This is a genomic window from Paenibacillus radicis (ex Gao et al. 2016), assembly GCF_014641555.1.
In the GTDB taxonomy this organism is placed as follows: Bacteria; Bacillota; Bacilli; order Paenibacillales; family Paenibacillaceae; genus Pristimantibacillus; species Pristimantibacillus radicis.
In genome coordinates, this window is record NZ_BMHY01000003.1 from 61,970 (window position 1) to 87,850 (window position 25,881).

General features: G+C 50.0%; 25 protein-coding genes. 4 read left to right on the forward strand and 21 right to left on the reverse strand.

What is annotated here, in order from left to right; genetic code table 11:
• Positions 1-16: 16 nt before the first annotated feature.
• The 5 genes from IEX98_RS08955 to IEX98_RS08975 all read right to left on the reverse strand — a co-directional run bounded on the left by IEX98_RS08955 (position 17) and on the right by IEX98_RS08975 (position 7,017).
• Entirely contained in the window at positions 17-952 is a 936-nt protein-coding gene (locus IEX98_RS08955) for a carbohydrate ABC transporter permease (RefSeq protein WP_042167525.1), read from the reverse strand.
• Positions 953-1,006: 54 nt separating this feature from the next.
• Complete coding sequence (locus IEX98_RS08960; protein WP_188888616.1) at positions 1,007-1,945, reverse strand: ABC transporter permease; 939 nt, start codon at positions 1,943-1,945, stop codon at positions 1,007-1,009.
• A gap of 77 nt (positions 1,946-2,022) precedes the next feature.
• Positions 2,023-3,486, reverse strand: coding sequence for an ABC transporter substrate-binding protein (locus tag IEX98_RS08965; protein ID WP_188888617.1), 1,464 nt, complete (start codon positions 3,484-3,486; stop codon positions 2,023-2,025).
• A gap of 194 nt (positions 3,487-3,680) precedes the next feature.
• Positions 3,681-5,207, reverse strand: a complete 1,527-nt coding sequence (locus IEX98_RS08970) for a response regulator transcription factor (protein ID WP_188888618.1) — start codon at positions 5,205-5,207, stop codon at positions 3,681-3,683.
• A gap of 1 nt (position 5,208) precedes the next feature.
• Positions 5,209-7,017: a sensor histidine kinase gene (locus IEX98_RS08975; protein ID WP_188888619.1), complete on the reverse strand. Its 1,809-nt coding sequence runs from the start codon at positions 7,015-7,017 to the stop codon at positions 5,209-5,211.
• 223 nt (positions 7,018-7,240) lie between these two features.
• Between IEX98_RS08975 and IEX98_RS08980 the strand changes: the two genes are divergently transcribed.
• Both IEX98_RS08980 and IEX98_RS08985 read left to right on the forward strand, forming a co-directional pair.
• Positions 7,241-7,465, forward strand: coding sequence for a hypothetical protein (locus tag IEX98_RS08980; RefSeq protein ID WP_188888620.1), 225 nt, complete (start codon positions 7,241-7,243; stop codon positions 7,463-7,465).
• A 186-nt stretch (positions 7,466-7,651) separates the two neighbouring features.
• Positions 7,652-7,876, forward strand: coding sequence for a hypothetical protein (locus tag IEX98_RS08985; protein WP_188889320.1), 225 nt, complete (start codon positions 7,652-7,654; stop codon positions 7,874-7,876).
• 1,132 nt (positions 7,877-9,008) lie between these two features.
• On the opposite strand, the gene IEX98_RS08990 is transcribed toward IEX98_RS08985, so the two are convergent.
• From IEX98_RS08990 to IEX98_RS09015, 6 genes are all read right to left on the reverse strand, one after another.
• Entirely contained in the window at positions 9,009-10,952 is a 1,944-nt protein-coding gene (locus tag IEX98_RS08990; RefSeq protein ID WP_188888621.1) for an FtsX-like permease family protein, read from the reverse strand.
• 9 nt (positions 10,953-10,961) lie between these two features.
• Positions 10,962-11,768, reverse strand: a complete 807-nt coding sequence (locus tag IEX98_RS08995; protein WP_188888622.1) for an ABC transporter ATP-binding protein — start codon at positions 11,766-11,768, stop codon at positions 10,962-10,964.
• A gap of 212 nt (positions 11,769-11,980) precedes the next feature.
• Complete coding sequence (locus tag IEX98_RS09000; RefSeq protein ID WP_188888623.1) at positions 11,981-12,784, reverse strand: ABC transporter permease; 804 nt, start codon at positions 12,782-12,784, stop codon at positions 11,981-11,983.
• A gap of 12 nt (positions 12,785-12,796) precedes the next feature.
• On the reverse strand, positions 12,797-13,606 hold the full coding sequence (locus IEX98_RS09005; protein WP_188888624.1) for an ABC transporter permease: 810 nt from the start codon (positions 13,604-13,606) through the stop codon (positions 12,797-12,799).
• Positions 13,603-14,625, reverse strand: coding sequence for an ABC transporter ATP-binding protein (locus IEX98_RS09010; RefSeq protein WP_188888625.1), 1,023 nt, complete (start codon positions 14,623-14,625; stop codon positions 13,603-13,605). The genes IEX98_RS09005 and IEX98_RS09010 overlap by 4 nt, the downstream gene beginning before the upstream one ends.
• Before the next feature lie 98 nt (positions 14,626-14,723).
• A complete protein-coding gene (locus tag IEX98_RS09015) occupies positions 14,724-15,761 on the reverse strand; it encodes an NAD(P)/FAD-dependent oxidoreductase (RefSeq protein WP_188888626.1) in 1,038 nt (345 codons plus the stop codon).
• A gap of 272 nt (positions 15,762-16,033) precedes the next feature.
• Between IEX98_RS09015 and IEX98_RS09020 the strand changes: the two genes are divergently transcribed.
• Positions 16,034-17,044: a Gfo/Idh/MocA family protein gene (locus IEX98_RS09020; RefSeq protein ID WP_188888627.1), complete on the forward strand. Its 1,011-nt coding sequence runs from the start codon at positions 16,034-16,036 to the stop codon at positions 17,042-17,044.
• Between the two features lie 141 nt (positions 17,045-17,185).
• On the forward strand, positions 17,186-17,983 hold the full coding sequence (locus tag IEX98_RS09025; RefSeq protein ID WP_188888628.1) for a VOC family protein: 798 nt from the start codon (positions 17,186-17,188) through the stop codon (positions 17,981-17,983).
• Between the two features lie 49 nt (positions 17,984-18,032).
• Here the strand turns inward: IEX98_RS09025 and IEX98_RS09030 are convergent, their stop codons facing one another.
• The 10 genes from IEX98_RS09030 to IEX98_RS09075 form a co-directional block, all read right to left on the reverse strand.
• The gene (locus IEX98_RS09030; RefSeq protein ID WP_188888629.1) at positions 18,033-18,377 is read right to left on the reverse strand and encodes a DUF1801 domain-containing protein; all 345 of its coding nucleotides are present in this window, start codon (positions 18,375-18,377) and stop codon (positions 18,033-18,035) included.
• 45 nt (positions 18,378-18,422) lie between these two features.
• Positions 18,423-18,818: a VOC family protein gene (locus tag IEX98_RS09035; RefSeq protein WP_188888630.1), complete on the reverse strand. Its 396-nt coding sequence runs from the start codon at positions 18,816-18,818 to the stop codon at positions 18,423-18,425.
• Between the two features lie 131 nt (positions 18,819-18,949).
• Positions 18,950-19,204 carry a hypothetical protein gene (locus tag IEX98_RS09040; RefSeq protein ID WP_188888631.1) on the reverse strand — a complete coding sequence of 85 codons (255 nt, stop codon included), beginning with the start codon at positions 19,202-19,204 and terminating at the stop codon, positions 18,950-18,952.
• A 595-nt stretch (positions 19,205-19,799) separates the two neighbouring features.
• A complete protein-coding gene (locus IEX98_RS09045; protein WP_188888632.1) occupies positions 19,800-20,645 on the reverse strand; it encodes a sugar phosphate isomerase/epimerase family protein in 846 nt (281 codons plus the stop codon).
• A gap of 35 nt (positions 20,646-20,680) precedes the next feature.
• Complete coding sequence (locus tag IEX98_RS09050; RefSeq protein WP_188888633.1) at positions 20,681-21,688, reverse strand: zinc-dependent alcohol dehydrogenase; 1,008 nt, start codon at positions 21,686-21,688, stop codon at positions 20,681-20,683.
• A gap of 18 nt (positions 21,689-21,706) precedes the next feature.
• Positions 21,707-22,591, reverse strand: a complete 885-nt coding sequence (locus IEX98_RS09055; protein WP_188888634.1) for an AraC family transcriptional regulator — start codon at positions 22,589-22,591, stop codon at positions 21,707-21,709.
• 93 nt (positions 22,592-22,684) lie between these two features.
• Complete coding sequence (locus tag IEX98_RS09060) at positions 22,685-23,533, reverse strand: sugar phosphate isomerase/epimerase family protein (RefSeq protein ID WP_188888635.1); 849 nt, start codon at positions 23,531-23,533, stop codon at positions 22,685-22,687.
• Between the two features lie 110 nt (positions 23,534-23,643).
• Positions 23,644-24,903: an RNA polymerase sigma factor gene (locus IEX98_RS09065; protein WP_188888636.1), complete on the reverse strand. Its 1,260-nt coding sequence runs from the start codon at positions 24,901-24,903 to the stop codon at positions 23,644-23,646.
• Entirely contained in the window at positions 24,900-25,334 is a 435-nt protein-coding gene (locus IEX98_RS09070) for a YciI family protein (protein WP_188888637.1), read from the reverse strand. Before IEX98_RS09070 ends, IEX98_RS09065 begins: the two co-directional genes overlap by 4 nt.
• 143 nt (positions 25,335-25,477) lie before the next feature.
• A complete protein-coding gene (locus IEX98_RS09075) occupies positions 25,478-25,816 on the reverse strand; it encodes a VOC family protein (RefSeq protein ID WP_188888638.1) in 339 nt (112 codons plus the stop codon).
• Between the last annotated feature and the right edge of the window lie 65 nt (positions 25,817-25,881).

Below are 25,881 nucleotides of genomic sequence, written 5' to 3' on the forward strand. Positions count from 1 at the left end.
GCAGACAGATGAGTAACTATTCCTTAACGGCACCAACCGTCAAGCCTTGAATGAAATAGCGTTGGAAGAACGGGTATGCGAATACAATTGGCCCTGTTGCCAGCACAACCATCGCCATACGCGACGTATCCTGCGGCATCGATTGCAGCACGCCTACGCTAAGCGACGTATTTTGAGCGTTCTGCATAATGAATTGCATATTATTTTCAATCCGCATCAGCATGGACTGCAGCGGCACTAAATTCGGCGTATTAATGTACAGAAGTGCATTAAACCAGTCATTCCAGTAGCCCAGCGTGCTGAACAAAGCGATCGTGGCCAGACCCGGAAGCGCCAAAGGCAGCACCAGCTTGAAGAAGATGCCGAACTCCCCTGCACCGTCGATTCTGCCTGATTCGATAATCGCGTCCGGCACCATCGTCGAGAAAAACGTGCGTAAAATCATAATATAGAAGGCGTTAACCGCCAGCGGCAAAATAAGCGCCCAGATGGAATCTTTCAAGCCGAGCAATTGTGTAACGATAATATAGGTCGGCACAAGACCGCCGTTGAACAGCATCGTGAAAAAGGCGAAGAAAGCGAAGAAATTGCGGTATTTAAAATCACGGCGCGAGATCGCGTAAGCGAAAAGCGCGGTAGCAATGACACCGATCACCGTACCGATCACCGTTACGGCAATCGTTACGCCATAAGAGCGAAGCAATTGGTCGCCAGCCTTGAATAAATAGCTGTAAGCCTCTACGCTCCATTTTTCCGGAAAAAGGCTGTAGCCGTTTCTAGCGAGCGTATTCTCGTCCGTAAAAGAAATAATCATAACGAATATAAAAGGAAAAACGCACATCAGAGCAAAAATACCGGCCATCGCATGAAAAATGACGTTCCATACCGGGCCTAACTTATGAAAATCACGGCCTTTCGCCGATTGAGATTGAATTTGAGTTTGAGCGGACATAGCGGTTTTCCTCCCCTCGCAATGCTTGCCTGTTCAATTAGATAACCGGAAGGACTAGAACAAAGCATTGTCTTTGTTGAATTTGCGAACGATTCCGTTCGATGTAATAACGAGAATGAACCCGATAAGCGATTGATACAGACCTGCAGCCGTACTCATCCCGATCTCGCCTGTCGATTTCAGGCCGCGATACACGTACGTGTCGATAACGTTCGTTACACTGTACAACGTTCCCGAATCCCGTGGCACTTGATAGAACAGTCCAAAGTCCGCATAAAAGATTTTACCGATCGCCAGCAGCGTCAATATCGTAATGAGCGGCGTCAGCATCGGAATCGTAATGTTGCGGATTTGCTGCCATTTATTCGCGCCATCAATCATCGCAGCTTCATACAGTGATTTATCGATGCCCATAATGGCTGCCAAGTAGATGACGCTGTTATAGCCGACCGATTTCCACAAGAAGACGACGACGATAATAATCGGCCAGTAGGTCGGATCGGAATACCAGTTCACAGGGTCGATGCCAAATGATCCGGCGATCCGGTTAACGACGCCCCGGTCCAGGCTCAGGAAGCTGAATACGAAATAGCCGACGATAACCCAGGACAGGAAGTAAGGCAGGAACATACCTGTCTGATAAATTTTCGCCAGCTTCTTATTCGTAATTTCCGCCAGGACGATCGCCATCGCAACGGCAATAATAAGTCCCAGAACGATGAAAAACACATTGTAAAGTACGGTATTGCGCGTAATGATATAGGCGTCATTGGTGCTGAACAAGAACTTGAAGTTTTGCAGACCTACCCATTTACTCTCGATAATGCTCGCCAGAAACCCGTCCCGGCTGTAGCGGTATTCCTTGAATGCGATAATCATGCCGGCCATCGGCAAGTAGGAAAATAAGATAAACCAGAGTGTCGCTGGCAAAACCATAACCAGCATCGCTTTATTTTTGTTGATGTCTTTGAAAAAACGTCCAAAGGCTCCCATGTGATCACCTCTCTGCTGTTAAATGAATGAGAGAAGGTATGAATCGATAAACTGCCGACCCATACCTTCCCGCTTGATTACTTGTTGGCGGCTCTCCACTCGTCAAGCTGGCGCTGCGCTTCAGCCATAACTTTATCCAGTCCGGCTGCTTTGAATTTATCGTTAGCGCGCTGCAGGTACACATCAGGGTCAACTGTACCTGTCATTAATGCAGCCCAGAACTCTTGCTTCACATTGTTGACAGCTGCAATTTCAGTTGCAACTTTCGACGTATCGAAGTTAAAACCAAGCAGCGGAGCTTTCGTGCCCGCATCGTTGAACTTCTTGAACTCTTCCCACTTGTTCGCAGGGTCAGTCGTGTTCAAGTAAGTGAGCATAACATTGCCAAGTGCAAACGTCGGCATGTCGTAGTTTTTCGATTCATCCAGATTTTCCATTACGGTGTCATTTACTTTCTTGTAGTGAACGCCTTCGATACCGGAATCAACCATGTTGCGAAGAACCGGATCCGTGTTCAGCAGGTTCAAAAATTGCATCGCTTTCTCCGGATACTTCGTGTTAGCGGAGATTGCCTGCATCGAGCCCATTACCGACCAGTTGTAAATCAGCGGCTCGCTGGCTGGTGTCGATACGACCGGGTAACCGTAGCTTGCGGACCATAGGTTGTCTGCAAACGGCTGCGTCGTTGCACGATCTGTGAACCATCTGCCTGTTGCTTGCAGATCCGTCAGCGAATCGAGCGTTGCCGCTTCGGTAGGAATGTAGCCGGCTTTATAGTATTTGTGCATGGTTTTCAAAATTTGCTTCATCTCAGGCGTATCCAGCACGTTTACGATTTTGTAATCGGTTGTATTGAGCGGTACTGCCATTGGAAGCTTCTCAATGACGTAATCGTAAGGCACGTAAGGAACTTGGTTCTTATCTACAGCAAGCGGATAAATATCCGGCTCGCTCGCCTTGATCGTTTTGAGCAGCGGCTCTAAGCTTTCAAGCGAGTACACATTGGAAATGTCCAGGTTGTACTTGTCCAGCAGTTTCTTGTTGAAACGCCATACCTCTTGGGCAGGAAGCTCCTTGTTGGCAGGGATGCCATAGTTGTGTCCATCAACCTTGGAGCCTTCCAGGAACGCAGGATCAAGGGTATCTACGATGCCTTGGCCGTATTCTTTAAGCAGATCATCTGTCTGCAGGAATGCTCCTTTTCTAGCGTTCTGAACGTAATCAAACGCCCACGAGGATGTAAACATGATGTCTACCGCTTCCCCGGAAGCTGTCATGACTTGCAGCTTCTGTGCGTAGTCGCCCCAGTCAACCATGCTCATTTTGACCGTAACGCCAATTTTTTCTGCTGTATATTTGCTTACTTCAGCCATAACTTTGTCGACATCTTTCTGCGGCGTGCCAATCGTGTACCAGATCAGTTCAACCGGTTTTTCCGGTGTACCTTCTGCTCCGCCCTTGCCTCCGCAAGCACTTAACACAATCGTCATGACCATCAGCAGCGCAAGCGCCGGTATGAAGCCTTTTTTCTTTCTGCTCATCGTAATCCTCCCGTGTATATCGTAGTGCAAATCATTTTTATGCAGCCTTCGAGAAAGCGTTTAACCGACCGCCCTCAATTTAAGAATCCGTTTTCAAAGGCTAATATAAAAGTACCGGATGAAACGGTTTTCAAATAGAGAACAAAGTAAAGATATGATGTACAAATTAAAGAAAAGACCGCTCCAATCTTACATTAGAGCAGTCCTTTGTAATCGGTCGGAGAAATGCCGACGTATTTCTTAAACTGTTTGTAGAAATAGCCCGTCTCCCAATAACCAACCTGCATGGCAATCTCCTGCACTTTCAGCTGCGTATCCTTTAGCATTTCCTTCGCCTTGTCGATTCGGTATTTATTGATGTAGTCCGTGAACGTCTCACTCGTCTCCTTCTGAAACAGATGGCCGAGATAGACGGGGTGGATGTTGTACTGCTGGCTGAGCGATTTCAGCGACAGCGGCTGCGCATAGTTGTCGTGGACATAAGTAAGCAACTGCTGGATTATAGGGCTCTTCACGTCCCTAATGAGCGAATCCACCGTTAACGTCGCCGCTTCCTTCACGACGGCGGCCAGCTCCTCGATTTTATCCGCCTGCATGATTTGCACGAAACCGGCCTTGTACAATTCCGGCTGATCGGCGCGCTTAATCTCCTTCAGCTCCATCTTGAAGCGGATCATCATCTCAATTGCCATGCTTTGAATATAGGCGGGTGTAATGCCATCGATCATCTGGTATTGCTCAAACTCCGCTTCAATCGCCTCATGCAGCTGATCCAGCTCCTTCGCTTTAATCAGCTTGGAGAACGGCGCCCAGTCCAGAGCAAACGCGGTTTGGCTTCTATTCCCTCCCCGCTCCGCCAACGATTCGTAATCCAATACGACCGGTTCATCATGGAGCAGGAAATACTCCTGTGCTTCTTTCGCTTGTGCGTAGCTGACCGGCGCGCCTTCCTCCGTTTGCACCACACTGCCCAACGATATTCGCAGCGGATTGCCGCCGGATATCATTTCCTTCTGCAAGCCGTTAAGGATATCCAGCGCCTTTGCCTTGCCCTGCTCCAGCTCTGAGAACAGAAATATAATAACCTGATCCCCGTCGATGTCTACGAAAGGCAGCATCGACTTGTCCTCATCGGCCAGCTGCTGTAAGGCGTCATAGAATGGCTTAGCCGGGCTGTCCGTACGAAGCACAGCAATGGCAAGATACGGAGCATCCAAACGAATATCCAACATTTCCGTCCGTTCCTTCAGCTCGTTGGACGCAATCCGCCGGGTTAGCCAGCGATACAATATATTATCCCTAAGAATACGAATATCATAAGCGCTAAACATCCGATCCGGCCGGCTCTGATCCAGCTTGTCGATTGTATTGGCAAGCGTCTCCTGCAGCTCGTCGATATTAATCGGCTTCAGCAAATAATTTTCAACGCCAAGCTTTAGTCCAGACTTAATATAGTCAAATTCATTGTAGCCGCTCAGTATAATGACTTTTAATTCCGGATGAAACTGCCGGGCTTCGCGAATTAAGGTTAAGCCGTCCATAACCGGCATGGAGATGTCCGTTAGCAAAATATCGACCGATAGCCCCTTGAGCGCTTCCAGCGCATCCTTGCCATTTTCCGCGGAGCCGACGATTTCCAGCCCGTAAGCCGGCCAATCGATAATGTCATACAACCCTTCAATAATGAACGGCTCATCATCGACTATGAATACTCTATACATGCTATCCCTCCTGTTGTCCGGGAAAGTCGATGCTTACCTTCGTGCCCTCGCCCGGTGCACTCGTCATTTCAAGCCCGTACTCGTCGCCATACAGCAGCCTCAACCGTTCATGGACGCTTCGCAGTCCGAATGATTCTCCGGTCTCCTCCACCGCATCCAGGGAATGGCGAATTTGCGCCAGCCGCTCGGGTTCAATTCCGCTGCCGTTGTCCTCGATTTCCATGCGAATCCGGCCATCCTGCTCCGAGACACGAATTTCGATCCGGTTATCCGCTCTATGGGGCTGCAGGCCATGTACAACATAGTTCTCGATGATGGGCTGCAACGCCATCCTCATAATCTTTTTCCGGCCGAGGCTCTCCTCGCACTGGATGTCATAGGAGAGCTTGTCTTTGTAACGGATGCGGAACAGCTCCAGATAAAGCCGGGAAGTCTCAAGCTCCTCCTTAATTGTGCTCTCCCCTTTGGGCTGTACGAAGCTCTTGAAGAGAACCGAGAGGCTGTAGATCATTTCGCCAACGTCCTTCGCCCCTTGCGAAATGGCCCGCATGCGAATGACTTCCAGCGTATTGTATAGAAAATGAGGATTAACTCTCGCCTGCAATGCCGCTAGCTCCGTATGCTTCTGCTTAATCTCTGCAATATAGACGCGATCGATGTGACGGGCAAGCTCTTCCAGCATATCGTTGAAGCTTCGGGAAATTTGCCCTAGCTCGTCCTCCTTCTCATCATGGATACGAGCCGACAAATCACCGCTCTCCACCTTGCGCATGAAGCGGATAATTTTATTCGTTCGTTTCGCATAATTGATGACGACGAGAACCGGAACGAGCAGCACGACAGCGATGCAGATAGCGCTAATAAGCATGATGGTTTGCTTTAGTCCCTGATAGGAGGAAGCAATCTCTGCTTTCGGAGCGACTCCGACGACCATATAGCCCGCCTGGTTTTGCGACAGCGTCGTGACGTAAGACTCCTGCTCCAGCATCGCCGTATCATTGAGCGGATCGATTCGGTCTGCATATGGATATCGGGTGCCGTAATAGCTGTTAGACGAGTCGAACAGTACCTCACCGCTTGGTCCCAGCACCAGAATATAGCCCTTCAACTGATCCCTATAGCTATCCAGTGATTGCGCAATACTGTCGGAATTAAAGTAGACGAGCATCTGGCCCAGATTTTTCAGCGTGTTTTTGTCCGTGATCGGAACACGCATCGCATACAGCTTTGGATCATGCTGATCAATTGCTTGACGGACCCAGGCGTTTGGGACAGACATTGCACTACTTTCGAGCGCCATTGCATCGGGAATATACGAGCGCGACGCGTTAGTTGAGATTAATTTGTTCACATGTCCTTTTTTATAAGCAAATAAGAACTGTTTTTCCGAACTATATAGCAGAAGATTTTCGATATCACCGTCGTTTTCCAGCTTATTGTCGAAATAATCGAGTCCCTTCGGCACGTCGATATCGGTTCCACTTGTAAATTGATCAAGCTGATACTTCATATATTCCTCGAATGGATGCTGGAGAAAATAAGTAAGTTGAATCGATAGCGATTCATTCCGGTATACATCGCGCATAATCGACTGCACCGATTCATATTTGCGGGTCATATAGCTGTTGACGCTCTCCATCGCCTTTTTCTGATTTTCGAGGTCATTGCCAATGATCGACTGGGTCATCACATTGAACATAAAGTAGGAGAAGGTCACGATCGTTGCTGTCGTAATGAGTGCAAACAGCAGAATCATTTTCATAAACAGATTATTTTTGAGATAGCTGTCGTATAAGCCTCTGCCTTTCAAAACAAACTCCCTTCCCGTGAATATCACGATGTTCGTTACAACGTCTAATCATACTTCACGGCCATTTGCGGATACAAGAAGAATTCCTTTATCAAGTAGGCTTCCCAAATCGAGATTGGAATTAAACGCTTTCACGAAAGGAAATGTGACATGGGCTTGAATGCTGTCGCGGAAGGGGCGTATAATGTGGGGGTGAGGAAGAAGTGAAAGGAGTGATGATCGTATGACGCTGGGTAAAATGCTTCGCAATGTTTCTGTCGGTCTAATTTTCGGCATCATCGCAATCGGACTCCTGCCGTTTTTAGTCATTTTCAACTGGGTAGAACTGTTTAATGTGGCCGAAATCGAAGCCTCGCCGTTGTTCTTGATTATTGGACGGTTTGTCGGGACTGTTGCCCGCAAGGACAAGAAGAACGAACCGGATCAGTCGCAACAGCTCGACTCGTAGCCTGCTTTACCTTTTTTGTACACTTCATGACCCGGAGGCGCTTAGCCGATCCCGGGTCTTTCTTTTTAATTGCGCAGCAACAGCACTGAGCACTGAGCGTGCTGTAGTGCACAGCAAGGCGATGTTTTTCACCTCCGCAATGGCCCTTCATACAATGGTAGTGGAGGTGAATACGCGATGCTGCAAATGGCATGGTATTCCAAAGCATTGGGATTGGTCGGCCAGCCTGTTGGCGTGTCTCTAACGAATGGGCAAGGCGTCACAGGGGTGTTGTGCAGCCTTACGGGAGGCAGCGTTGTCCTGCAAGAATATTTGTATCAAAGTCAGTTCGCCACCAAGCAATACCCGTTCAATACCATCCGGGATATTAATGGCTTTCCCGGATGTGCGGTTCCGGGACCGCTTTTTTAAGGGCTGGGCGGGACATCGATAATGGTGGCTCGATGCTTTAATGAGCGTATTATTACCTTAATTTGCGAAGCTGGTTTGCTGCTCGGAGGGCTTCTTTCGCCGAACGAACCAACTTCGCTTTTTTGCGAACCTAGCTTCGTTAAATCGCCCATTGCTGCATGCGCCACGTCTGGAGCGAACTTAGCTTCGCTGTCCGTGAACCTTGGTTCTCCAATAGCGAAAATCACTTCGCTGTTGCCGCTCAGCTAGCTGTTACAACACTGCCGAACGAAGCTAGCTTCGCTATTTTGCGAAGCTGGTTCGCTAATTTTCCCTTTGCTGCATGCGCCCGCTTCTGGAGCAAACTTAACTTCGCTTTTTTGCGAAATCGGTTCGCTGCTCGGAGGGGCTCTCCCGTCGAACGAACCAACATCGCTTTTTTGCGAACCTGACTTCGTTAATTCACCCTTTGCAGCATATACCCGCGTCTGGAGCGAACTAAATTTCGCTGTTTAGCGAAATCGGTTCGCTGCTCGGAGAGGCTCTTTCGCCGAACGAACCAACTTCGCTTTTTTGCGAACCTAGCTTCGCTAATCCACCCTTTGCAGCATGCGCCTACGTCTGGAGCGAACTAAATTTCGCTATCCATGAACCTTGGTTCTCCAATAGCGAAACTTAGTTCGCTGTTGCCGCTCAGCTAGCTGCTACAACACCGCCGAACGAAGTTGGCTTCGCTATTTTGCGAAGCTGGTTCGCTCTAGGCACTAGCGCTTCCGCACAGCGAAGCTAGTTTCGCTAATTGCGAATGCTGGTTCGCTGCTCGGAGGGGCTCTTTCGTCGAACGAACCAACTTCGCTTTTTTGCGAACCTGACTTCGCTAATCCACCCTTTGCAGCATATACCCGCGTCTGGAGCGAACTAAATTTCGCTATCCGCGAATCTAGGTTCGCCGATAGCGAAAAATACTTCGCTGTTACCGGTCAGCTAGCTGTTACAACACCGCCGAACGAAGTTAGCTTCGCTATTTTGCGAAGCCGATTCGCTCTAGGCACTAGCGCTTCCGCACAGCGAAGCCGGCGCGCAGCAACGGCTTGCCCTTCGCATAATAAAACAGGCTTCGCTATTAGCGAAGCCTGCCTTGTCTTTCTGCTGCCTAGCGCAGCACGATCCTTTTATACAAATTAACCGTTATGAAATAATACGCGGAATAGATCACCGCAAATAGCAGGATCGGCAGCCAGAGCCGGTAATACGGCTCCGCCAAAATAAACGAGAAGAGACGCATGCCCACCAATACGTGCAGCAGACCGGCAATGCCCGGGAATAGGAAGACGAGCAGCAGCTCGGTGTAAATCGAACGCGACAGCCTCTCCCTCCGTACGCCAAGCTTATGCAGCATCTCATAGCGCTGTATGTCTTTCGCTGCTCCGGACAATATTTTGAACATCAAGCAGCTTGCCATCATCGCCAGAAAGGCGATGCCGAGGAAAAAGCCCATAAACATCGTCCCGCTTGAAATGCCCAGTGCCCGCTGATAGTTTTCATATTTGCTCCAGGTTACTCCCATCCCCTCGCTTTTCTCCATAGCAAGCTGGTCCAGCTTTTCCCACGAAGAACGGTATGCCAGAAAGTCATCCGTTCTTCCGATTACGACAATCTGCTCCTTCGCCTCCAACGCATCAAATTGCACGTTATCGGCCAAACGAACGTCGGAGTAGGACAGATTAGTAGGTGCGATTTGCCACAGAAAGGTTGTCCAATCCGAGCTTAGGCTCTCCCCATTTTCAATGCCACCAGCAGTTTCACCTTCAACTCCACTTTCAATCCCCGTATCAGCGCTCGCAGCAGTTCCATCCGCACTCTCCCCCGCCACTCCTCCAGCAGAGCTATTCGCGCTTTCCCCAGCCACTGCCTTCCCCGCAGAATCAGCAGTTGCCTTCGGAAGCGGATCTTCCACTCTCTTGAGTTGATCCCAATAATCTCGCCCTTGCTGCGAATGAACGAGCGGCCGCTGCGACTCCAAATCCTCCTTCGCATAATAGAGGATTTCATTGTCCAGCTTATAACGATAAGTGAACCTCTCTTTGAACGGGATGCCCGCAAGCACATTCGTCTCCGCTTCATTCGGATCATGGACGGTCGCATCGTACACCCGGTAAGTCTCGCCGCGAATGAACGCATCATTCCAGAAAGCCAGTCCGCCTGCGATTGCCCCTGCTCCAAGCGCAATGAGCATCGCCACCGTAGCCAGCAGCTTCGTCAGTTCATTAATCCGAAAACTAAGCTGACCAAACGTAAAGGCCCGGATGCCGCGCAATTGATGACTTTTCTTCAGCCTGGCAACAAGCGGAGGCAGAAACGCCATAAACAACAGATAGGTGCCGAGCGGCGTCATAATGGTTGCAGTAAACAAACCGATCTCCCGCAGCTGTTCCATGAACGTTAAGGACAGATAACCAAGCAAGATGGCGATAACGCCCACAACGACCATCACCTTTTTCCAGCCGCTGCTGCGCCAAGGACGGTCCGCCCTCATACTGCCATGCAGCAGCTGCAGCACCTGCATACGCGCCAGCTTCAATTGATTCCACAGCGCAGAGAAGATGAACAACGCGACGAAAAACAAAACGGTAAATCCGATTGCCGGACCGTATACCGGATAATAGCCCGTCAGATCTGCCTGGAGCTGCTGGGCCATGAGACGCCCAACCAGCGCTGAAAGACCGAAGCCAATACCGAGTCCAGCGGCCAGAGAAACCATACCGAGCACGATCGTCTCGATAAACATCAGCTTGCGTATTTTATCTTTTCTGGCTCCCAGCACCATATAAAGGCCAAACTCCCGTTGGCGGAGCGACAGTAAAAAGCCGTTAGCATACAAAATATAAAAAAATGTAATGGCTGATAACAAGATGGTTCCTAGCACATATACAAGCTGAATTGAATTGATGACCGCATTGTTCTCAGTAAAACTGCGGTTCCATGCCATCGTCTGAAACATATAAAAGATCGATATCGAAATGACAAGTCCGGCCAGCAGCACCAAGTAATCCTTCAGCTTGCTCTTCATGCCGGATAAAGCGAGTTTCATCAACATGATGCAAGCCTACCCCCTATCCTCAACAGCGGACAATTCCTTGGCAGCAGCTTCAGCGGCCGCCGCGCCGTAATCACCCAGCACATTCAGGATTTGCTTATAAAAAGCTTCCCGGCTCCCCAGCCGATAAAGCTCCTGCACCAATCGTCCGTCTTGAATGAACAATATTCGGCTGCAATAGCTCGCGCTGAAAGCGTCATGCGTGACCATTAGAATTGAGATTTGCTGCTGCTCGTTCAGCCGCTTCATTTGCTCCAGAAGACCAACCGCATTTTTCGTATCCAATGATCCGGTTGGCTCGTCACCCAGCAGCAAAGCAGGCTCATGCACAATAGCTCTTGCGGCCGCCGTCCGCTGCCGTTGTCCTCCCGATATCGTTGCCGGATACTTATCCGCAAGCTCGGCAATGCCGAGCTGCTCCAGCACTTTGCCCACTCTGTCCATAATTTGATGAACCGGTAAATCCTGCAGCGATAAAGGCAGGGCCACGTTCTCGTAAACCGTCAAATTGTCGAGCAGATTGAACTCTTGGAAAATAAAGCCGAGACGCTGCGCACGGAAATCCGACAGCTCCCGTGCTTTCATCCGCGTGATGTCCGTGCCCGCAATAGCGACAGTACCTTCCGTTGGATGGTCCAGCGTGGAGACCACGTTCAGCAGCGTCGTTTTCCCCGAGCCCGATGCGCCCATAATGCCAATAAATTCGCCTTCCTGCATCGTAAAAGATACATCATTCAGGGCAAAAACTTGATTTTCAGTTTTTCCCCCATATATTTTAGATACCTTGTTCATCTCAATAACCGGTTTTATAGCCATTCTAGTTGCATCTCCTTCTGAATGCGGAGCAGCGCATCGATCGCGTCAGTCGCCGCATTTGATTTATTCAGTATAAGGAAGACTGTTAAAGAGACTCTAATGTAACCTTTAAGATTTTCTTATTTTCCCGCCATCCAAATTTAAGAGATGGATACACGCAAAAAAAAAGCGGCCGCAATGGCCGCTTCCCCACTTACCTTACATCAATTCAACTAACTTCCAGTGCCTTGATACCGGTTCAACCCCGCATTCCACACTCGATATGCGATAAAGAATAGAATGAGGCCAACGACAGGTGTCGCATAAGGCAGCCATGAGACGAACAGCGAACCGCCTTCTTTATCGAGTATGAGCTGGGACGGATAGAAATTAACGAAGCCGTAAGGAATGATAAACGTCAATATGACTCGCAGCACTTTGCTGTAAATCGAAATCGGATAGTCGGCGAAGCCCCGGATACCGAAGATGACGACGTTCATGACCGCACGAGCGCGTACGATCCAAAAGCACATGGAGCCTGTAATGACAATGAAGGCAGCTTGAATCAGCACCGCTCCAAGCAGCAAGGCCACGAATCCAGCATATGCCGCCAAGTTTGGATGGAGATCAAGACGGCTGAAGCAGAACCCCAGCATCAGGATCGCGATCACTATGTCACCTAGGAAGAAATGACCGAAGCTGCGGATTATCATATGAATGAACGGATTGATCGGCTTGACCAACAGGCTGTCAAAGGAGCCCTTATGTACGTCCTCCTCGACATCATTCATTTGAAAAAAGAAGAATACCGCCGCGATCGCGTAAGTGAGCATATTGAGTGTATAAATGATCATAACCTCGTACATATTCCAGCCGTTAATTGTCTGAAAGCGGCTCATTAGCGCCCAGATTACCGCATAGCTCACGATATGAGAGAGGGCAAAGCCAACAAAGTCCATATAAAAGCCGAAACCGTGCTCTGTTTTGCTTTTGAAATAAATCGGAATAAACCGTGCGTAAAGCTTCAAGTATCTCATCTTATCCTCCCCTTAGCCTCCCTGAGCGACAAGCCGCCGAACGGCTTTCGACCACATCCACCTTTGCAGCAGCAGAAAGCCCACAATCCATGCCACCTGCTGAAGAACGATCGCGAGCAGCTCCTGCCAGCCCGTTACTTTGCCCAAATAGACAGAGATCGGTTCATAGTAAATGAGGCGAAACGGCAGGAAGTAGGAAAACTGAACCAGCGAATCGGAAAAGAACCAAATCGGAATAAACGCTCCGGAAAACAGCCGGATCAGCCCGTTAAGCACCGTGTTGATTTGCCAAATCAGAATATACCAGAATGCAATAAGTCCAATTGTATACGTAATGAGGAAATTAAGAATCAGGCCGTTGAAGACTAGAATCAGGAAAGCGATGCCGCTTGCAAGCGAAGGAAGCTGTACGTGGAAGAATAGCAGGCTGACAATAACGAGAGGCACTAATTCAAACAGCATCCGGTACATGTTCGTACCGAAGGTCTGGCAAAAGACGACGGACCGGAAACTCATCGGTTTAATGAGATCCATCGCGATCTCGCCTGAGGATACCTTAGAGCTGACTTTAAAAATAACGTCATTCGTAGCGAATACCGATATGACGGAGCTGATGACGACATACGTAATCATTTCCTGAATGGAAATCGAGCCGGCCTGTGAGGCCAGTTGGCCCGAGTCGCCGAACAATGCGTGCCAGATATAGACCTGCACGAATATTTTGAACAGCTGACCGAACAGGAACAGCAGTACCTCAGCCCGGAAAGCGAGATGCGTGCGGAAAGCATTCATCGTCATTTCCCGGTAAAGGGCGATTCTCATGCCATCACTTCCTGACGCGGCCGCTCTTCCTGACTGAAGCCTGCATACAGATTGCGAATGATCTCTTCAATTTCCGTTTCCTTGACCTTAAAGTCCCGAACCGAGTAGCGGTCCATAATCCATTTGATGACGGCGGAGGAATTGATATTTTTCTTGTCGTAGACGAGCTGGGTGCGGGCTTCTTCGGTCTGAGAGGACGTAATTCCCATGCGCAGCAGCGCATCGTCCATCACAAAAACCTCTTCCGTGTCCAGCTCCATCGTCTCCATATTGCCGTAGTCATTCTTCAGTGTAGTCAGATTCCCGTCATACATGAGCTTGCCGTGATCGACTACCATGACACGGCTGCACAGCTTCTCGATGTCGGACATATCATGCGTCGTCAAAATGACGGTCGTGCCTCTTTCCCGGTTGATCTCGCGAATGAATTCGCGAATTCTCTCTTTCACGACGACATCGAGGCCAATCGTCGGCTCATCGAGATAGACGATGTCGGGATCATGCAGCAATGCCGCACAAAGATCGGCCCGCATCCGCTGGCCCAAGCTGAGCGAACGTACAGCTACATTCTTGAATTCGTCCAGCCCGAGAATATCGCCGAACAGCGCCATATTTTGCTGATAGCGATCCTCCGGTATATCGTACATATACTTGGTCAGCCGAAGCGACTCAATGACGGGCGTATCCCACCATAGCTGACTTTTCTGGCCAAACACCGCGCCGATTCGCCGCGCGTTCTTAATCCGGTTCTCGAACGGCACCAGTCCGTTCACATGCACCGCCCCGCTTGTCGGGACCAGAATGCCGACCATCATTTTGATCGTGGTCGATTTGCCTGCTCCGTTTGGCCCGATATAGCCGACAATTTCGCCTTGGTCGATCGTAAACGAAATGTCCTCGACCGCCACCTTCTGCTCATATTCCCGGTACACCAAGCTTTTCATCAACGGCCAGAACCCGTCACGACGCTTTTGTCTTTTGAATTCCTTGCGCAGATTTTGTACCTCTATAAGCGGCATGAGTGACCCTCCCTTTATCCGTATCCGATTAATTGTAGAAAAAGGAAATAGATAAAGATATATGGGAATCTAGTCTTTTGCAGTACGGTATTAGCCGTTTAAGCTTCTACAACACCCAGCGCTTTGTTTTTCTCTTTAAATCTTTCGTTATGGGAGGACACGTAAGCCATTCTGGCAGCCTCTGGCTCCAGATACAGCTTTGCACTGTTCACAGCGATTCCTGCATCAGTGAAAGCACCCGCGATCAGGTTCAGCTTACTCTCAAAATATGCAAAATCACCCGCCGCAAAAATACCCGGCAGATTGGTCGCCAGCTTCGGACTTACGAACACATTCCAATCATCCATGTCCAAGCTCCAGTCCTTGATTCCGACGAAATCGGATTTCAATCCATGGTTAACGATCACTTCGTCCACGACGATCGTCTCGGATTCATCTGTCTCTGTATGACTGATCGTTACCTGATCGATCGCTTCTCCATTGCTGCTGAACAGCCGGCTAACCTCATACGGCGTACGCACGTCGGCCGAGGAGTTCATCATTTTCGCGATATGGCTCTCATGTCCGCCAAATTGGCTTCGCCGATGTACCACCGTCACTTTCTCGGCAATCGGCTCCAGCTCGTTGGCCCAGTCTACTGCTGAATTGCCTCCCCCGGAAATAAGCACCTTTTTCCCGCGGAAGGGTTCCAGCTCCTGCACCGTATAATGCAAATTGGATACCTCGTACCGCTCGGCTCCTTCCAGCTCCAGCTTCGCCATTTTCAAAATACCTCTGCCAATCGCCAAAATAATCGTCCGGGTCCAGTGCCTCTCCCCGCTAAGAGTTTCTAATAAATAAGTGCCATCCTCCCTCTTCTCCAGACGTTCAACCTGTTGTCCCAGCACGATTGTCGGCTCAAAGGTTTGTGCCTGCTCCTCCAGTGTCGCAGTCAGCTTCTCGCATAAGGTCGGTGCGACGCCGCCTACGTCCCAGATCATCTTCTCCGGGTAGATCAGCATTCTGCCGCCCAGCTTCTCGTTTGCGTCGATCAGCTTCGTCTTCATATCTCTCATTCCGCTATAGAAAGCAGCATACATCCCCGCAGGGCCGCCGCCAATAATCGTCACATCATATAAATCCAGTTGTTCCTTCACGTCTATCCCTCCATTGCCTAATTATGAGAGCGATTCTCAATAAAAATTGTAGACCGCAATCAAGGGCCGGGGCAATGGACAAACTGTAACGCTTTTTTGTAATTATACAAAGCCGGGAACAGCCAATAAGCCAATAATGAAACAGAAAATTTAAGTTTAGCTTCTAGGGACGGAGCGGCCATTGTTCTAAAATAAGGGCATTCATTACCGATCAGACAGCCCATCGCATAGTGTCCGATCCAGGTTGTTTGAGATAAGAGGAGGAAAAGATAATGTCAGCGATTGAAGGAAGAGCGGTACGAACAGCCGTTATCGGCTATGGAGGTGCATTCAATATTGCCAAAATGCACGCCGATCATATGCTGCAATGCGGCATGCAATTTGTTGCAGTCTGTGAAATGAATGAAGAGCGTCTGAATCAAGCGATTGGTGATTTTCCGGGTATCCGCGGCTATGCCACAGTAGAAGAGCTGCTGGCGCAACCGGATATCGATCTCGTAACCGTCATTACCCCGCATAATTCTCATTACTCGCTGGGTATGCAAGTGCTGGAGAGCGGCAAGCATTGCGTGCTCGAAAAACCGATGAGCATTACGGCGGAGGAAGGCGATGCGCTCGTTCGCAAAGCGAAGGAAAAGGATGTCATGCTCTCCGTCTTCCATAACCGGAGATGGGATTCCTGGTATTTGACTGCTAAGCAGTTAATTGCGGAGGGACGTCTAGGCGATATTTTCGCTGTAGAGCTCCACATCGGCGGACACGGCCATCCAGGTCATTGGTGGCGTGCGGACAAAAGCATTTCTGGCGGGCTCGCTTATGACTGGGGCGCTCACTACATCGATTGGCTGCTCGGCCTCGTTCCAAGCCGGATGACGACAGTCCGCGGCTTTACGCACAAGCTGAAGTGGCATGATGTGACCAATGAAGATCACATGGATATTTTCATCGGCTTCGAGAATGGAACTTCGGCAAGCTTGTCGGTCTCGTCACTTGCCTATGCGCCAAAGCCAAACCGCCGGATTCTGGGTACTAAGGGCGCGATTATCAGCAACGGCGATGAGGAAGTTATTTTATACGAGGATGTAGACGGAAAAAGGGTAGAAACAAAAGTAACTTCTATTCCAAGCAGTTGGATTAGCTACTATAGAAATATAGCCGCTCATTTGACGCAAGGCGAAGAGCTTGTCGTGAAGCCCGAGCAGTCTCGGCGGATCATCGCCGTGCTCGACACAGCCGGCCGTTCCGCTGCAGAAGGCAAAGAGCTGACTGTACCGTTCGAGTAAAAGATGAAGAGTGCCTAGACTACAATTCATTCGAAATTTATGAAATAATTTTCCAGATGACGATAGGAATGGGAGGAATCCCACAGTCAAAAGGCGAATATATATTCGCATTGAAATTCCTTATAAAGGAGACGGTTTACTGTGGCTCAGTCCCCCCTATCGTATGAAACTCAGCCTGTTCCTGTAGAGAATCGCGTAGCCTCCGTATTTGTCCATGTCACCGATTTAAGACAGTCCGCGGAATGGTATAGCCAATTATTGGGTCTTCCTCTTCGGGAAGAACGATTGGATGGACCCGTCTACTGGTTCGAGCTGGAAGGCACGCAATTGCTGCTCGACTCCAACGTCAGCAACCGCAGCAATCCGGAATGGCGCGAGGAAATGAAGCCGCGGCTGATGCTGGCGACGAATGATATCGACCAAGCTTACCGCTATGTGCAGCAGCTTGGCGAACCGTTCACAGAGCCGGAGCATCATGAGCCCGTGGCATTCTTCACCTTCCGCGACCCAGAGGGCAACTCGTTAATGGTCTGCCGCAATCTGGCGGATAATGAAGCGACAATCCATCCTTCAGCAGATAGCCCGGTATCGGGCATCGGAGGCGTTTTCCTCGATGTGAAGGAGATGCCGTCCGCGGCACGCTGGTACTCCAAGCTGTTTGGTCTGCCGCTGGAAGAGACCGGCATGCAGGCGCCGATCTATCCGATCCCTGTCAAGGAAGGAGCGGCATTGCTGCTCGATGGAAATCGGCATCAAAATCAGGAAGACTTCACTGAGCTGTTCTATTTCGAGACCGAGGATTTCGACCGTGCTTTGGCGTTCATTCAGGCGCATGGGATTGAGCTTGCAAGCGAGCCGCAGCACTTCGATGATCTATCCGAGGTTGCGATTCTGGACCCGGACGGCAACCGGATTGTTATCGCTGCGATGAAGCGTTAGATAAGAGAACCCCCGCTCTGGCTGCTGCCGGAAGGCGGGGGTTCTCTTGTTATGTTAAAGTTGCTGCAGCCTGGCGGAGCAGTGAGGATAGCAGTTCGAAATCGACCTGCTGATCCTTACGCAGCTTCATCGTCTTTCGCTCAGGAGGGCCGTCGAACAACCCTTCCGGTACCTTCAGGCTGCTCGTATTAAAAATCGTAAAGCTAACCGCCTCCTTAGAGGTCGAAATAACGGCCGCATATTTGCCGTCATTCAGAAAATGAGGCTTTTTATACTGCATACGTTCCTGGAAATCGGGGATCGTCTCATGGACCGTTGCCCGCAGGCGGCTGCATAACTCAGCTTGCCAAGGTTCCTTAACCGCATTAATAAAGTCTGTTACATCCTGATTCATAAACTGTTTCTCCTTTTCTATACCTGTATGTTTATTGGTTGATTGCTACTGCTTAACGATTTGCCATGTAACGCCGAATTTGTCCACAACCTCGCCATAATACGCTCCCCAAGGCTGGAGCTCGAACGGGTATTTGAAGCTGCCGCCTTCTCCGAGGTTCGTATAAGCGGTCCGCGCCTCAGGCTCATTATCGTAGGTCAACGACAGATTCAAGCTCCCCGTAAAAGAGACGGGGCCAAACGCATCGCTCATAAATATGCTGTTATTGCCCGCCGCCGTCATGCTCAAATGCATCACTTTTTCCTTAATGGCTTCCGGTGTACCCGGTATTTGACCATGCGTAGCCACAGACAAGACTTCTCCGCCCAGCGCCTCCTTATAAAACGCAGCCTGTACTCTAGCATCCTCCGATAAAATATACGGTGTAAGTTGTGCTCCCATGTTCATCAACCTTTCAATTTTAGTAGTAGTAGACGCATGCTGCGCGATTCTAAAAACCGCCCGTTCATTTCCGCCTCTATTCATACGACGAACGGGATCAGCCTAAATCGACAGCTGCTGAAAAAAACTTTTTAACTTTTTTTGAGCATGTCGATATGATCGCGAAGATCACTCTCGAGCCCTAGCGATTCCACTGGCTGGACAGCTGTTTTCCCCTCAGCCGCCGGCATGCTTTCACTGTCTCCGCTCTGGTGCGGTGTACTCTCACAAGCATGGTTCGGATTCAACTCACTTACACATCCTCTGCTTGAATTCGGGATATGCCCCTCACTTTTCAACCGTTCCGCAAGATGCCGGTCATCCTTCATCTTGAACCTATTACGCAATCGACCATCCCCTCCTTCTCAGGGCGCAAAGAAGACTCCATATCATTTCCGCCGCTAATGTTACGACGAATGAATGGAGCCGCAATCGACAGCAACATAAAAAACTGCAAATGCATACAGCATCCGCAGCCTCCATCGGGCAGGAGAAGAGTAGTTAAGGAAACAAAATGTAAAAGTACATTTTGATAAGCCTCAAAAGGTCCAAAAACGCCTTCAAAATGCAAAAATACATTTGAAATCGGAAATATTGTTCAAATTGATCCGTTCTAGGCCGATCCACCTGCACTTTTGCATTTTGATGCGATAAATCGCCGATATAACGGCTAACAAAATGTACTTTTACATTTTGGCTCGTTGAGTTTCTGCGTCTAGAGAACCCAGGGCTTGGTACAAGCCAAGTGTGCAAACTAGCAGGCGAGACAGTTGCAACGAATCAGGTACGTAACACATGTGGAGCCTGGTGAGGCCGAGCAACAAACCTCCGCTAGGAATACTAGCGATAACCTGCAATGCAGATAACCCGATATCGCATTACATAAAAAAAGCTGTCGAGATTTTCTCGACAGCCTTTCTTCAAACCCATACCGTAAACTGCTTAAACGTTCTGGAGCGTTGCAAACGCCCGGTCAAAGCCAGCCTTTGACCGCTCGAACGCCGCTTCCGTCGTTGCCGGAGCATCGGCATCTTGCGGCATCAGCACCTCTTGCGCAACGATGCCTGTATAGCCGATTTTTTGCAAGCTGCTCAAAAAGCCGCTCAAATCAATAACGCCCTCGCCCGGATAGAGCCGCTCATGATCGATCACTTGTTCAACCGGCAGCGGTTTGGCATCGTTCAGATGCACATAAACGATTTGATCCGCCGTCAATTTCTCCAGATCACCTGTCGTCAGACCGTTTGTATACCAATGATAGGAATCCATCAGCAAGCCAACGTTTGGTCTGCCAATCGCTGCAGCTAGCGCCAGTGTATCCTCCATCGTATGAATGAACGGATAGCGGAAGGCTGTCCGCCAATGATGCGGTCCAACGAATTCAAGCGCCAGCTTCAATCCGTGTTCGCCAATAATATCGGCGCATTGCCGGAGCCGGTTTACGGCTTGTACCGCCAGCACCGCAGGCGAATTGTCCGTTGAAGGCAATATATACGTGGTGCAGGTGTCGCCACCCAGTAGAGCAGCCGCTTTCGCACGGCGGCCAAGCTGTTCAAGCCCTGCCTGGAAGTCCTCCTCGCTGTTTCGCCAATCCAGACCCAAATCGATAGCGCCCAAGGTAATTCCGTGTTCTTGCAGTAAACCTCTGGCTCCATCTAATCCTTCTGACTTGATCAAACCTTCGGCATCAAGCTCCACCGCTTGAAAGCCATATTTCGAAGCAAGCTCCAGCAGCCGCTTATCGTCGCCAACATCACAGAGACCTGCACGGGTTAATCCTTTTAGCATCCTTTTCATCCCCATCTGTATATGAATAGAATTGATTAAGACCAATCGAATAGAACGCCGGAGTAATGCTCCTTGTCGTTGCGCAGCCCCTCATAAGCGGATGCCGCATCCTCTGGCTTCAACACATGGCTGATCAGCGGTTCGATGCTCAGCTTTTTGTCCGCCATCAATCCAAATACGATCTTCGAATTGCGCTCTAGTGAATGCTTAACAAATCCGTCTCTGCCAACCGGGTAACGCCATTCATGCGCCCCTTTAAACGTGATGCTGCCGTAATTCGCCAAATGAACATAATTGAATACTTCAGTCACATTCGCCTGATATTCGCCACGCGGACTGCCCAGGAAAATAAGCTCGCCGAACTTGGCGATGAGCGGCAAATTATCAATGGCTGCTTTCGGTACGCCCGTCGCCTCGATCAAGGTCGATACGCCTTCGCCGCCAGTCAGCTTCAAAATCTCTTCACGGACATTGGTCTGTCCCCCATGCAAAGCTGCGCGGATTCCCGTCTTTTCCGCCAATTTCAGCCGCTGCTCGGACAAGTCGATTCCGAATACATTCGCTCCCTGCAGCGTCGCCAGCTGCGAAGCCATATTGCCGATTAAGCCAAGACCTGTAACGGCCACGTTGTCGCCCAATTCAATTTGCGATACCCGTGTCGAGGTAAAGGCGACCGTTGCCATCCGTGTGAAAGGAACCCAAGCGAGCGGAATATTGTGAGGCGCTTTCAAAAACAAATCCCTCGTCGAAACGATTTGATAAGCTGAATGATCGCCATAATGGAATACCAAGTCACCCGCGCTAAATTCAGTAACACTTTTGCCTACTTCAACAATTTCACTTACCGCAGAATAGCCAGGTACGCCCGGCATGCCGAACCATCCCTCGTTGCCAGACAGGCAGGCAAGCTCCGTTCCGGGGCTGATAAGCGTATATCTTTTTTTCACCAAAGCATCATGTTCTCCAATATTGGCTGTAGAAATGGATGTGTCTTGCAATTCAACCTGCCATGGCGCCGTAAATACGATCTGTTTGTTTTCCATTATGAAATGCTCCTCTTCTTAACCATCCTTGCGGACCGTCGAATGGGCAGCGTAAAACTGGCTGGGCGTAATCCCCACAGTCGCCTTAAACGATCGGCTGAACAAATGAATGCTGGAGAAGCCAACCTCCTCCGCAATTACCGTGATCGTCTTGTGCCCTTCCATAATTTTCGCCTTCGCCTGTTCGATCCGCACATGGGTAATATATTTTTGAATCGTAATTTGCAATTGTTCCTTGAATAAAAAAGATAAATGATTCGTCGAGACACCTGCGTGTCCGCTGATCGTAGCATTGTCGAGACCCGAATCGGCATACCGCTCATGAATGTAGGAGATTGCTCTCTCGAGCACGCCCCATCCTTTGGTCAGTTTGCCCTCCTGCTCGTTGCGTCCGGTTTGGCCTTTGAGAAAAAAATATAAAAGCTCAATGACGATCGCTTTAGTCGCTAAATCGCGGTTCGCCTTCTCATCCAGAAACACCTTTTGCATAAGCAAAAATCTTCGTTTCACATCCATCCGATCCGCCGTCCGCAAGTGTGTGACCGGAAAAACGTTCGCCAGCGCCTGTTCCCTCTCGGGAATCTGCTTCGTCAGCTCATTGATCAGACCCGTTTCCTTCCACCCGCTCCGGACCCCATCGTAGAAAAGATCGAAATGGACGATGTATTGAATAAGCGGAACATCCGACGTTGTTCGAATAATATGCGGAAGCAGCGGGGGCATCAGAAAGAGATCGCCCTCTTTGGCCTGATATTTGACCCCGTTTAATATAAAATCGGCTTCGCCTTGCTCGATATAGGTAAAGACATGGTCAAAGTCAATCCACTCGCCAGCAAGCGAGGATGATTTTACGATTTTAACGACTCTCACAAAAGGGGAAATAGCATTCAACCAGGCTTCCATCCGTCGTTCCTCCATGCCGTTTAGATTATGCTCTTACTATAATCCATTCTCTGCATCGATCACAGCCCCGAAGCTCGGCCCTTCCATTCCTCCTTATCCCCTAACCGGTATACCCAATCTCTGCTCCACGAAATCTCTGCAAATCTCCAAGCTCCGGTAAGGCGTGCTAGTCGACCGGTCGATCTCAACCGTCAGCCAGCCGTCATATTGAATTTCGTTCAAAGCTTCGATAATAGGATCGAAATCGATTTTCCCGAGGCCAAGCTCGCAGAATACCGGCACATCATTTCCTTCCATTAACGGGAAGTCTGCCGCTACCGCGCCGTCCTTCGTTACATCCTTGAGATGCACGTAGGCAACTCTTTCACTGTAGCGCCGGATCAGTTCGGCGGGATTCATCCCCGCTCCCGTCAGTTGAGCTGTATCCGGCGCGAAAAAGACAGCATCAGAATTGCATAGCTCCATGATGGCATCGACTTCATTCTCATCCTGTATTTCTGTCCATAGATGCGGATGAAGACAAGCTTTAATGCCAAGCTCCAGCGTTCGTTCCGCCGTCTCAGCAATTGTTGCAGCGGCAACCTTGAGCTCCTCCAGAGTGGCAGGCCCTTTACGGGAACCAGGACCCAGCACTACATGTCCAGCTCCGCATTGTTTCAGTATTCGGGACAGCCGAACATTGTAATCTACAATATCCTGACGTTTCGACGGATCGGCAAATCGGCTGTCTCCCGGTACGCCTCCGTAAAGCGCTGTCAATTCCAAACTGTACTTCGCCAGCAATTCCTTAAACTCGCCGATATTATGTTCATATTGCAGCGCAAAGTGAGGCCATGGCTCGATTGCCCGATAACCGATTCTGGAAGCCTCTTCTATGGCTTGCAGATGGTTATCGCCCCAGGTAATGGCGTGTACCGCTACTTTCCCTCTAAATGCGTTCAACTGGCTTCACCTCCGCAGTAAAATAAAAAAATCCGGATATAACCCGATTATAGGGGTTGTATCCGGATGTAATCTTTAGCTTAAACCATTACTTTTTGTCCATAACACCGCTAAGTGCCATCTGTACCCAAATCAGCTGCACGCTGAAGCAATAATTCACGCTCAGGTACATTGCGTGCTAGTGATGCGGCGCGTTCAAATTCGCTGCGTGCTTCTTCCATACGGCCCAGCTTGACGAGTAAATCACCACGTACGCTGGGCAGTAAATGATAATCTTGAAGCGCCGATTCCGAAGCCAGCGCATCGACCAATTGAAGACCAAATGCCGGACCAAAAGCCATTGCGATGGCTACCGCACGGTTCAACTCCACAATCGGCGACGGCATGACGCGGGATAACGCCTCATACAGGGCTGCTATGCGCGCCCAATCGGTCTCTTGTGCGGTACGCGCCTCTGCGTGGCAGGCGGCAATTGCGGCCTGAAGCGCATAGGGACCGAGCGGACGGCCCTGCCTGCGTGCCCGCTCAAGCGCAGTTAAACCGCGGCGAATAAGCAGTTGATCCCATAGCGCACGATTCTGATCCATCAGCAGAATCAGTTCACCGCTTCCGCTGACCCGCGCCTTAAACCGGGAGGATTGAATCTCCATCAATGCGACCAGCCCGTGCACCTCCGGCTCCCCGGGTGCGATCTCCGCCAAAATCCGGCCGAGCCGCAGCGCCTCCTGACAGAGGAGCGGCCGTATCCAGCTGCTGCCCGATGATGCGGCATATCCCTCATTAAACATCAGATAGACAACCTCCAGCACCGAAGACAGCCGCTCGGCAAGCTCCACGCCTTCGGGTGCTTCAAAGGGAACCTTCCCCGCGCTCAGCGTCCGCTTCGCCCGCACGATCCGCTGCGCAATCGTAGACTCCGCCACGAGATAAGCCTGAGCGATTTCTTCAATCGTTAGCCCGCCTAGCAGCCGAAGTGTCAGCGCCACCCGTGCTTCTTGCGACAGACTAGGGTGGCAAGTCGTGAATATTAACCTCAGCAGATCATCGCCAATCCCGCCATCAAGCGCGTTCTCCACATCTTGCACGGTGTACAGCTCAGCCCCCCGGCCATACTCTTCATATTTCTGGTCACGCAGCTTATTCCGGCGAAGCAGATCGATTGCCCGCCGTTTCGCTGTCGTCATGAGCCAGGCACCGGGATTATCGGGAATGCCGCTCTCCGGCCATCGCTCTAAAGCGGTGACCAACGCGTCATGCGCCAAATCTTCCGCAAGGCCAACATCGCGTACGATACGCGCCAGCCCGGCAATTAAGCGGGCCGACTCGATACGCCAGATCGCGTCTATCCTTTCCGCGGCAGCCGTCCTCATCCGTTGTTAATCTGCTCCAATTGCTCCCGCAACGCGGCTTCCTTGGCCTTCGTCTCCGGATTGCCCGACAGATCCATCGGATCAAATACTTGACGGAGCTCAATCTGGCCTGCTCCATGACCATGCGGATCGGGCATGCGCATCGCCCATTCAATAGCTTCCTCCCGCGATTTCACCTCGATGAGCGTGTAGCCTGCAATGATTTCCTTCACCTCGGTGAACGGTCCGTCCGTAATTTTAGGCTTTCCTCCGGGCTCCGGGTAAGAGATGCGAATCGCATTCGAGCTGGCCATCAAGCCGTCCGCCGCAAGCAGCACGCCGGCTTTGACTAGCTCCTCATTGTAGCGCTGCATGGCCTCTACAAGTTCTTGGCTCGGCATAACGCCCGCTTCCGTATCCTCTGTCGCTTTTACAATCATCATAAACCGCATATTCGTTTCCTCCCAGTTATGGCCGATTACTATTAATGCTATTAAGGCCCCATATTTCCGCTTCAAATATACGACGAATGAGTGGAGCCCAAATCGACCGCTTTCTTGAAAATTCGATATAGCGGAGATGAATTCCTTTGCTGCTACGCCAGAACCTCTACAGTGAAACCGCCAGGTGCAGCGACGTAGAAGGTCCATCCATGCGCCCTTTTAGGCGGGGCGACTGTAAAGCCGTCATTTTTCAAGCGTCGATGAATTTCATTCACCTTCTCTTCGCTTTCCTGAACAAAGCCGATATGAAAGGTTTTCGGATAGCTGACCTGACTGCCCTTCATCAAAGTCAATACCGATCCGTCATCATCCAGTAAAGCAGCGAAAGAATCGCCTCTTTCACCCGCAACAGTCAGTCCGAAATAGGTTTGCAAAAAAGTTTGTGCAGCCTTTACATCTGTCACCGTAAGATTAACATGATTCAATTTCATACCATCCGCATCCTCTCTTTGACAACCGGTTATACATTCATAGTAGCACCTTCATGCAAATGATC

Coding starts and splice junctions, on each gene's coding strand:
- IEX98_RS08955 (WP_042167525.1), bottom strand. CDS start 952: ATGTCCGCTCAAACTCAAATTCAATCTCAATCGGCGAAAGGCCGTGAT.
- IEX98_RS08960 (WP_188888616.1), bottom strand. CDS start 1,945: ATGGGAGCCTTTGGACGTTTTTTCAAAGACATCAACAAAAATAAAGCG.
- IEX98_RS08965 (WP_188888617.1), bottom strand. CDS start 3,486: ATGAGCAGAAAGAAAAAAGGCTTCATACCGGCGCTTGCGCTGCTGATG.
- IEX98_RS08970 (WP_188888618.1), bottom strand. CDS start 5,207: ATGTATAGAGTATTCATAGTCGATGATGAGCCGTTCATTATTGAAGGG.
- IEX98_RS08980 (WP_188888620.1), top strand. CDS start 7,241: ATGACGCTGGGTAAAATGCTTCGCAATGTTTCTGTCGGTCTAATTTTC.
- IEX98_RS08985 (WP_188889320.1), top strand. CDS start 7,652: ATGGCATGGTATTCCAAAGCATTGGGATTGGTCGGCCAGCCTGTTGGC.
- IEX98_RS08990 (WP_188888621.1), bottom strand. CDS start 10,952: ATGTTGATGAAACTCGCTTTATCCGGCATGAAGAGCAAGCTGAAGGAT.
- IEX98_RS08995 (WP_188888622.1), bottom strand. CDS start 11,768: ATGGCTATAAAACCGGTTATTGAGATGAACAAGGTATCTAAAATATAT.
- IEX98_RS09000 (WP_188888623.1), bottom strand. CDS start 12,784: ATGAGATACTTGAAGCTTTACGCACGGTTTATTCCGATTTATTTCAAA.
- IEX98_RS09005 (WP_188888624.1), bottom strand. CDS start 13,606: ATGAGAATCGCCCTTTACCGGGAAATGACGATGAATGCTTTCCGCACG.
- IEX98_RS09010 (WP_188888625.1), bottom strand. CDS start 14,625: ATGCCGCTTATAGAGGTACAAAATCTGCGCAAGGAATTCAAAAGACAA.
- IEX98_RS09020 (WP_188888627.1), top strand. CDS start 16,034: ATGTCAGCGATTGAAGGAAGAGCGGTACGAACAGCCGTTATCGGCTAT.
- IEX98_RS09030 (WP_188888629.1), bottom strand. CDS start 18,377: ATGAATCAGGATGTAACAGACTTTATTAATGCGGTTAAGGAACCTTGG.
- IEX98_RS09035 (WP_188888630.1), bottom strand. CDS start 18,818: ATGGGAGCACAACTTACACCGTATATTTTATCGGAGGATGCTAGAGTA.
- IEX98_RS09045 (WP_188888632.1), bottom strand. CDS start 20,645: ATGCTAAAAGGATTAACCCGTGCAGGTCTCTGTGATGTTGGCGACGAT.
- IEX98_RS09050 (WP_188888633.1), bottom strand. CDS start 21,688: ATGGAAAACAAACAGATCGTATTTACGGCGCCATGGCAGGTTGAATTG.
- IEX98_RS09055 (WP_188888634.1), bottom strand. CDS start 22,591: ATGGAAGCCTGGTTGAATGCTATTTCCCCTTTTGTGAGAGTCGTTAAA.
- IEX98_RS09065 (WP_188888636.1), bottom strand. CDS start 24,903: ATGAGGACGGCTGCCGCGGAAAGGATAGACGCGATCTGGCGTATCGAG.
- IEX98_RS09070 (WP_188888637.1), bottom strand. CDS start 25,334: ATGCGGTTTATGATGATTGTAAAAGCGACAGAGGATACGGAAGCGGGC.
- IEX98_RS09075 (WP_188888638.1), bottom strand. CDS start 25,816: ATGAAATTGAATCATGTTAATCTTACGGTGACAGATGTAAAGGCTGCA.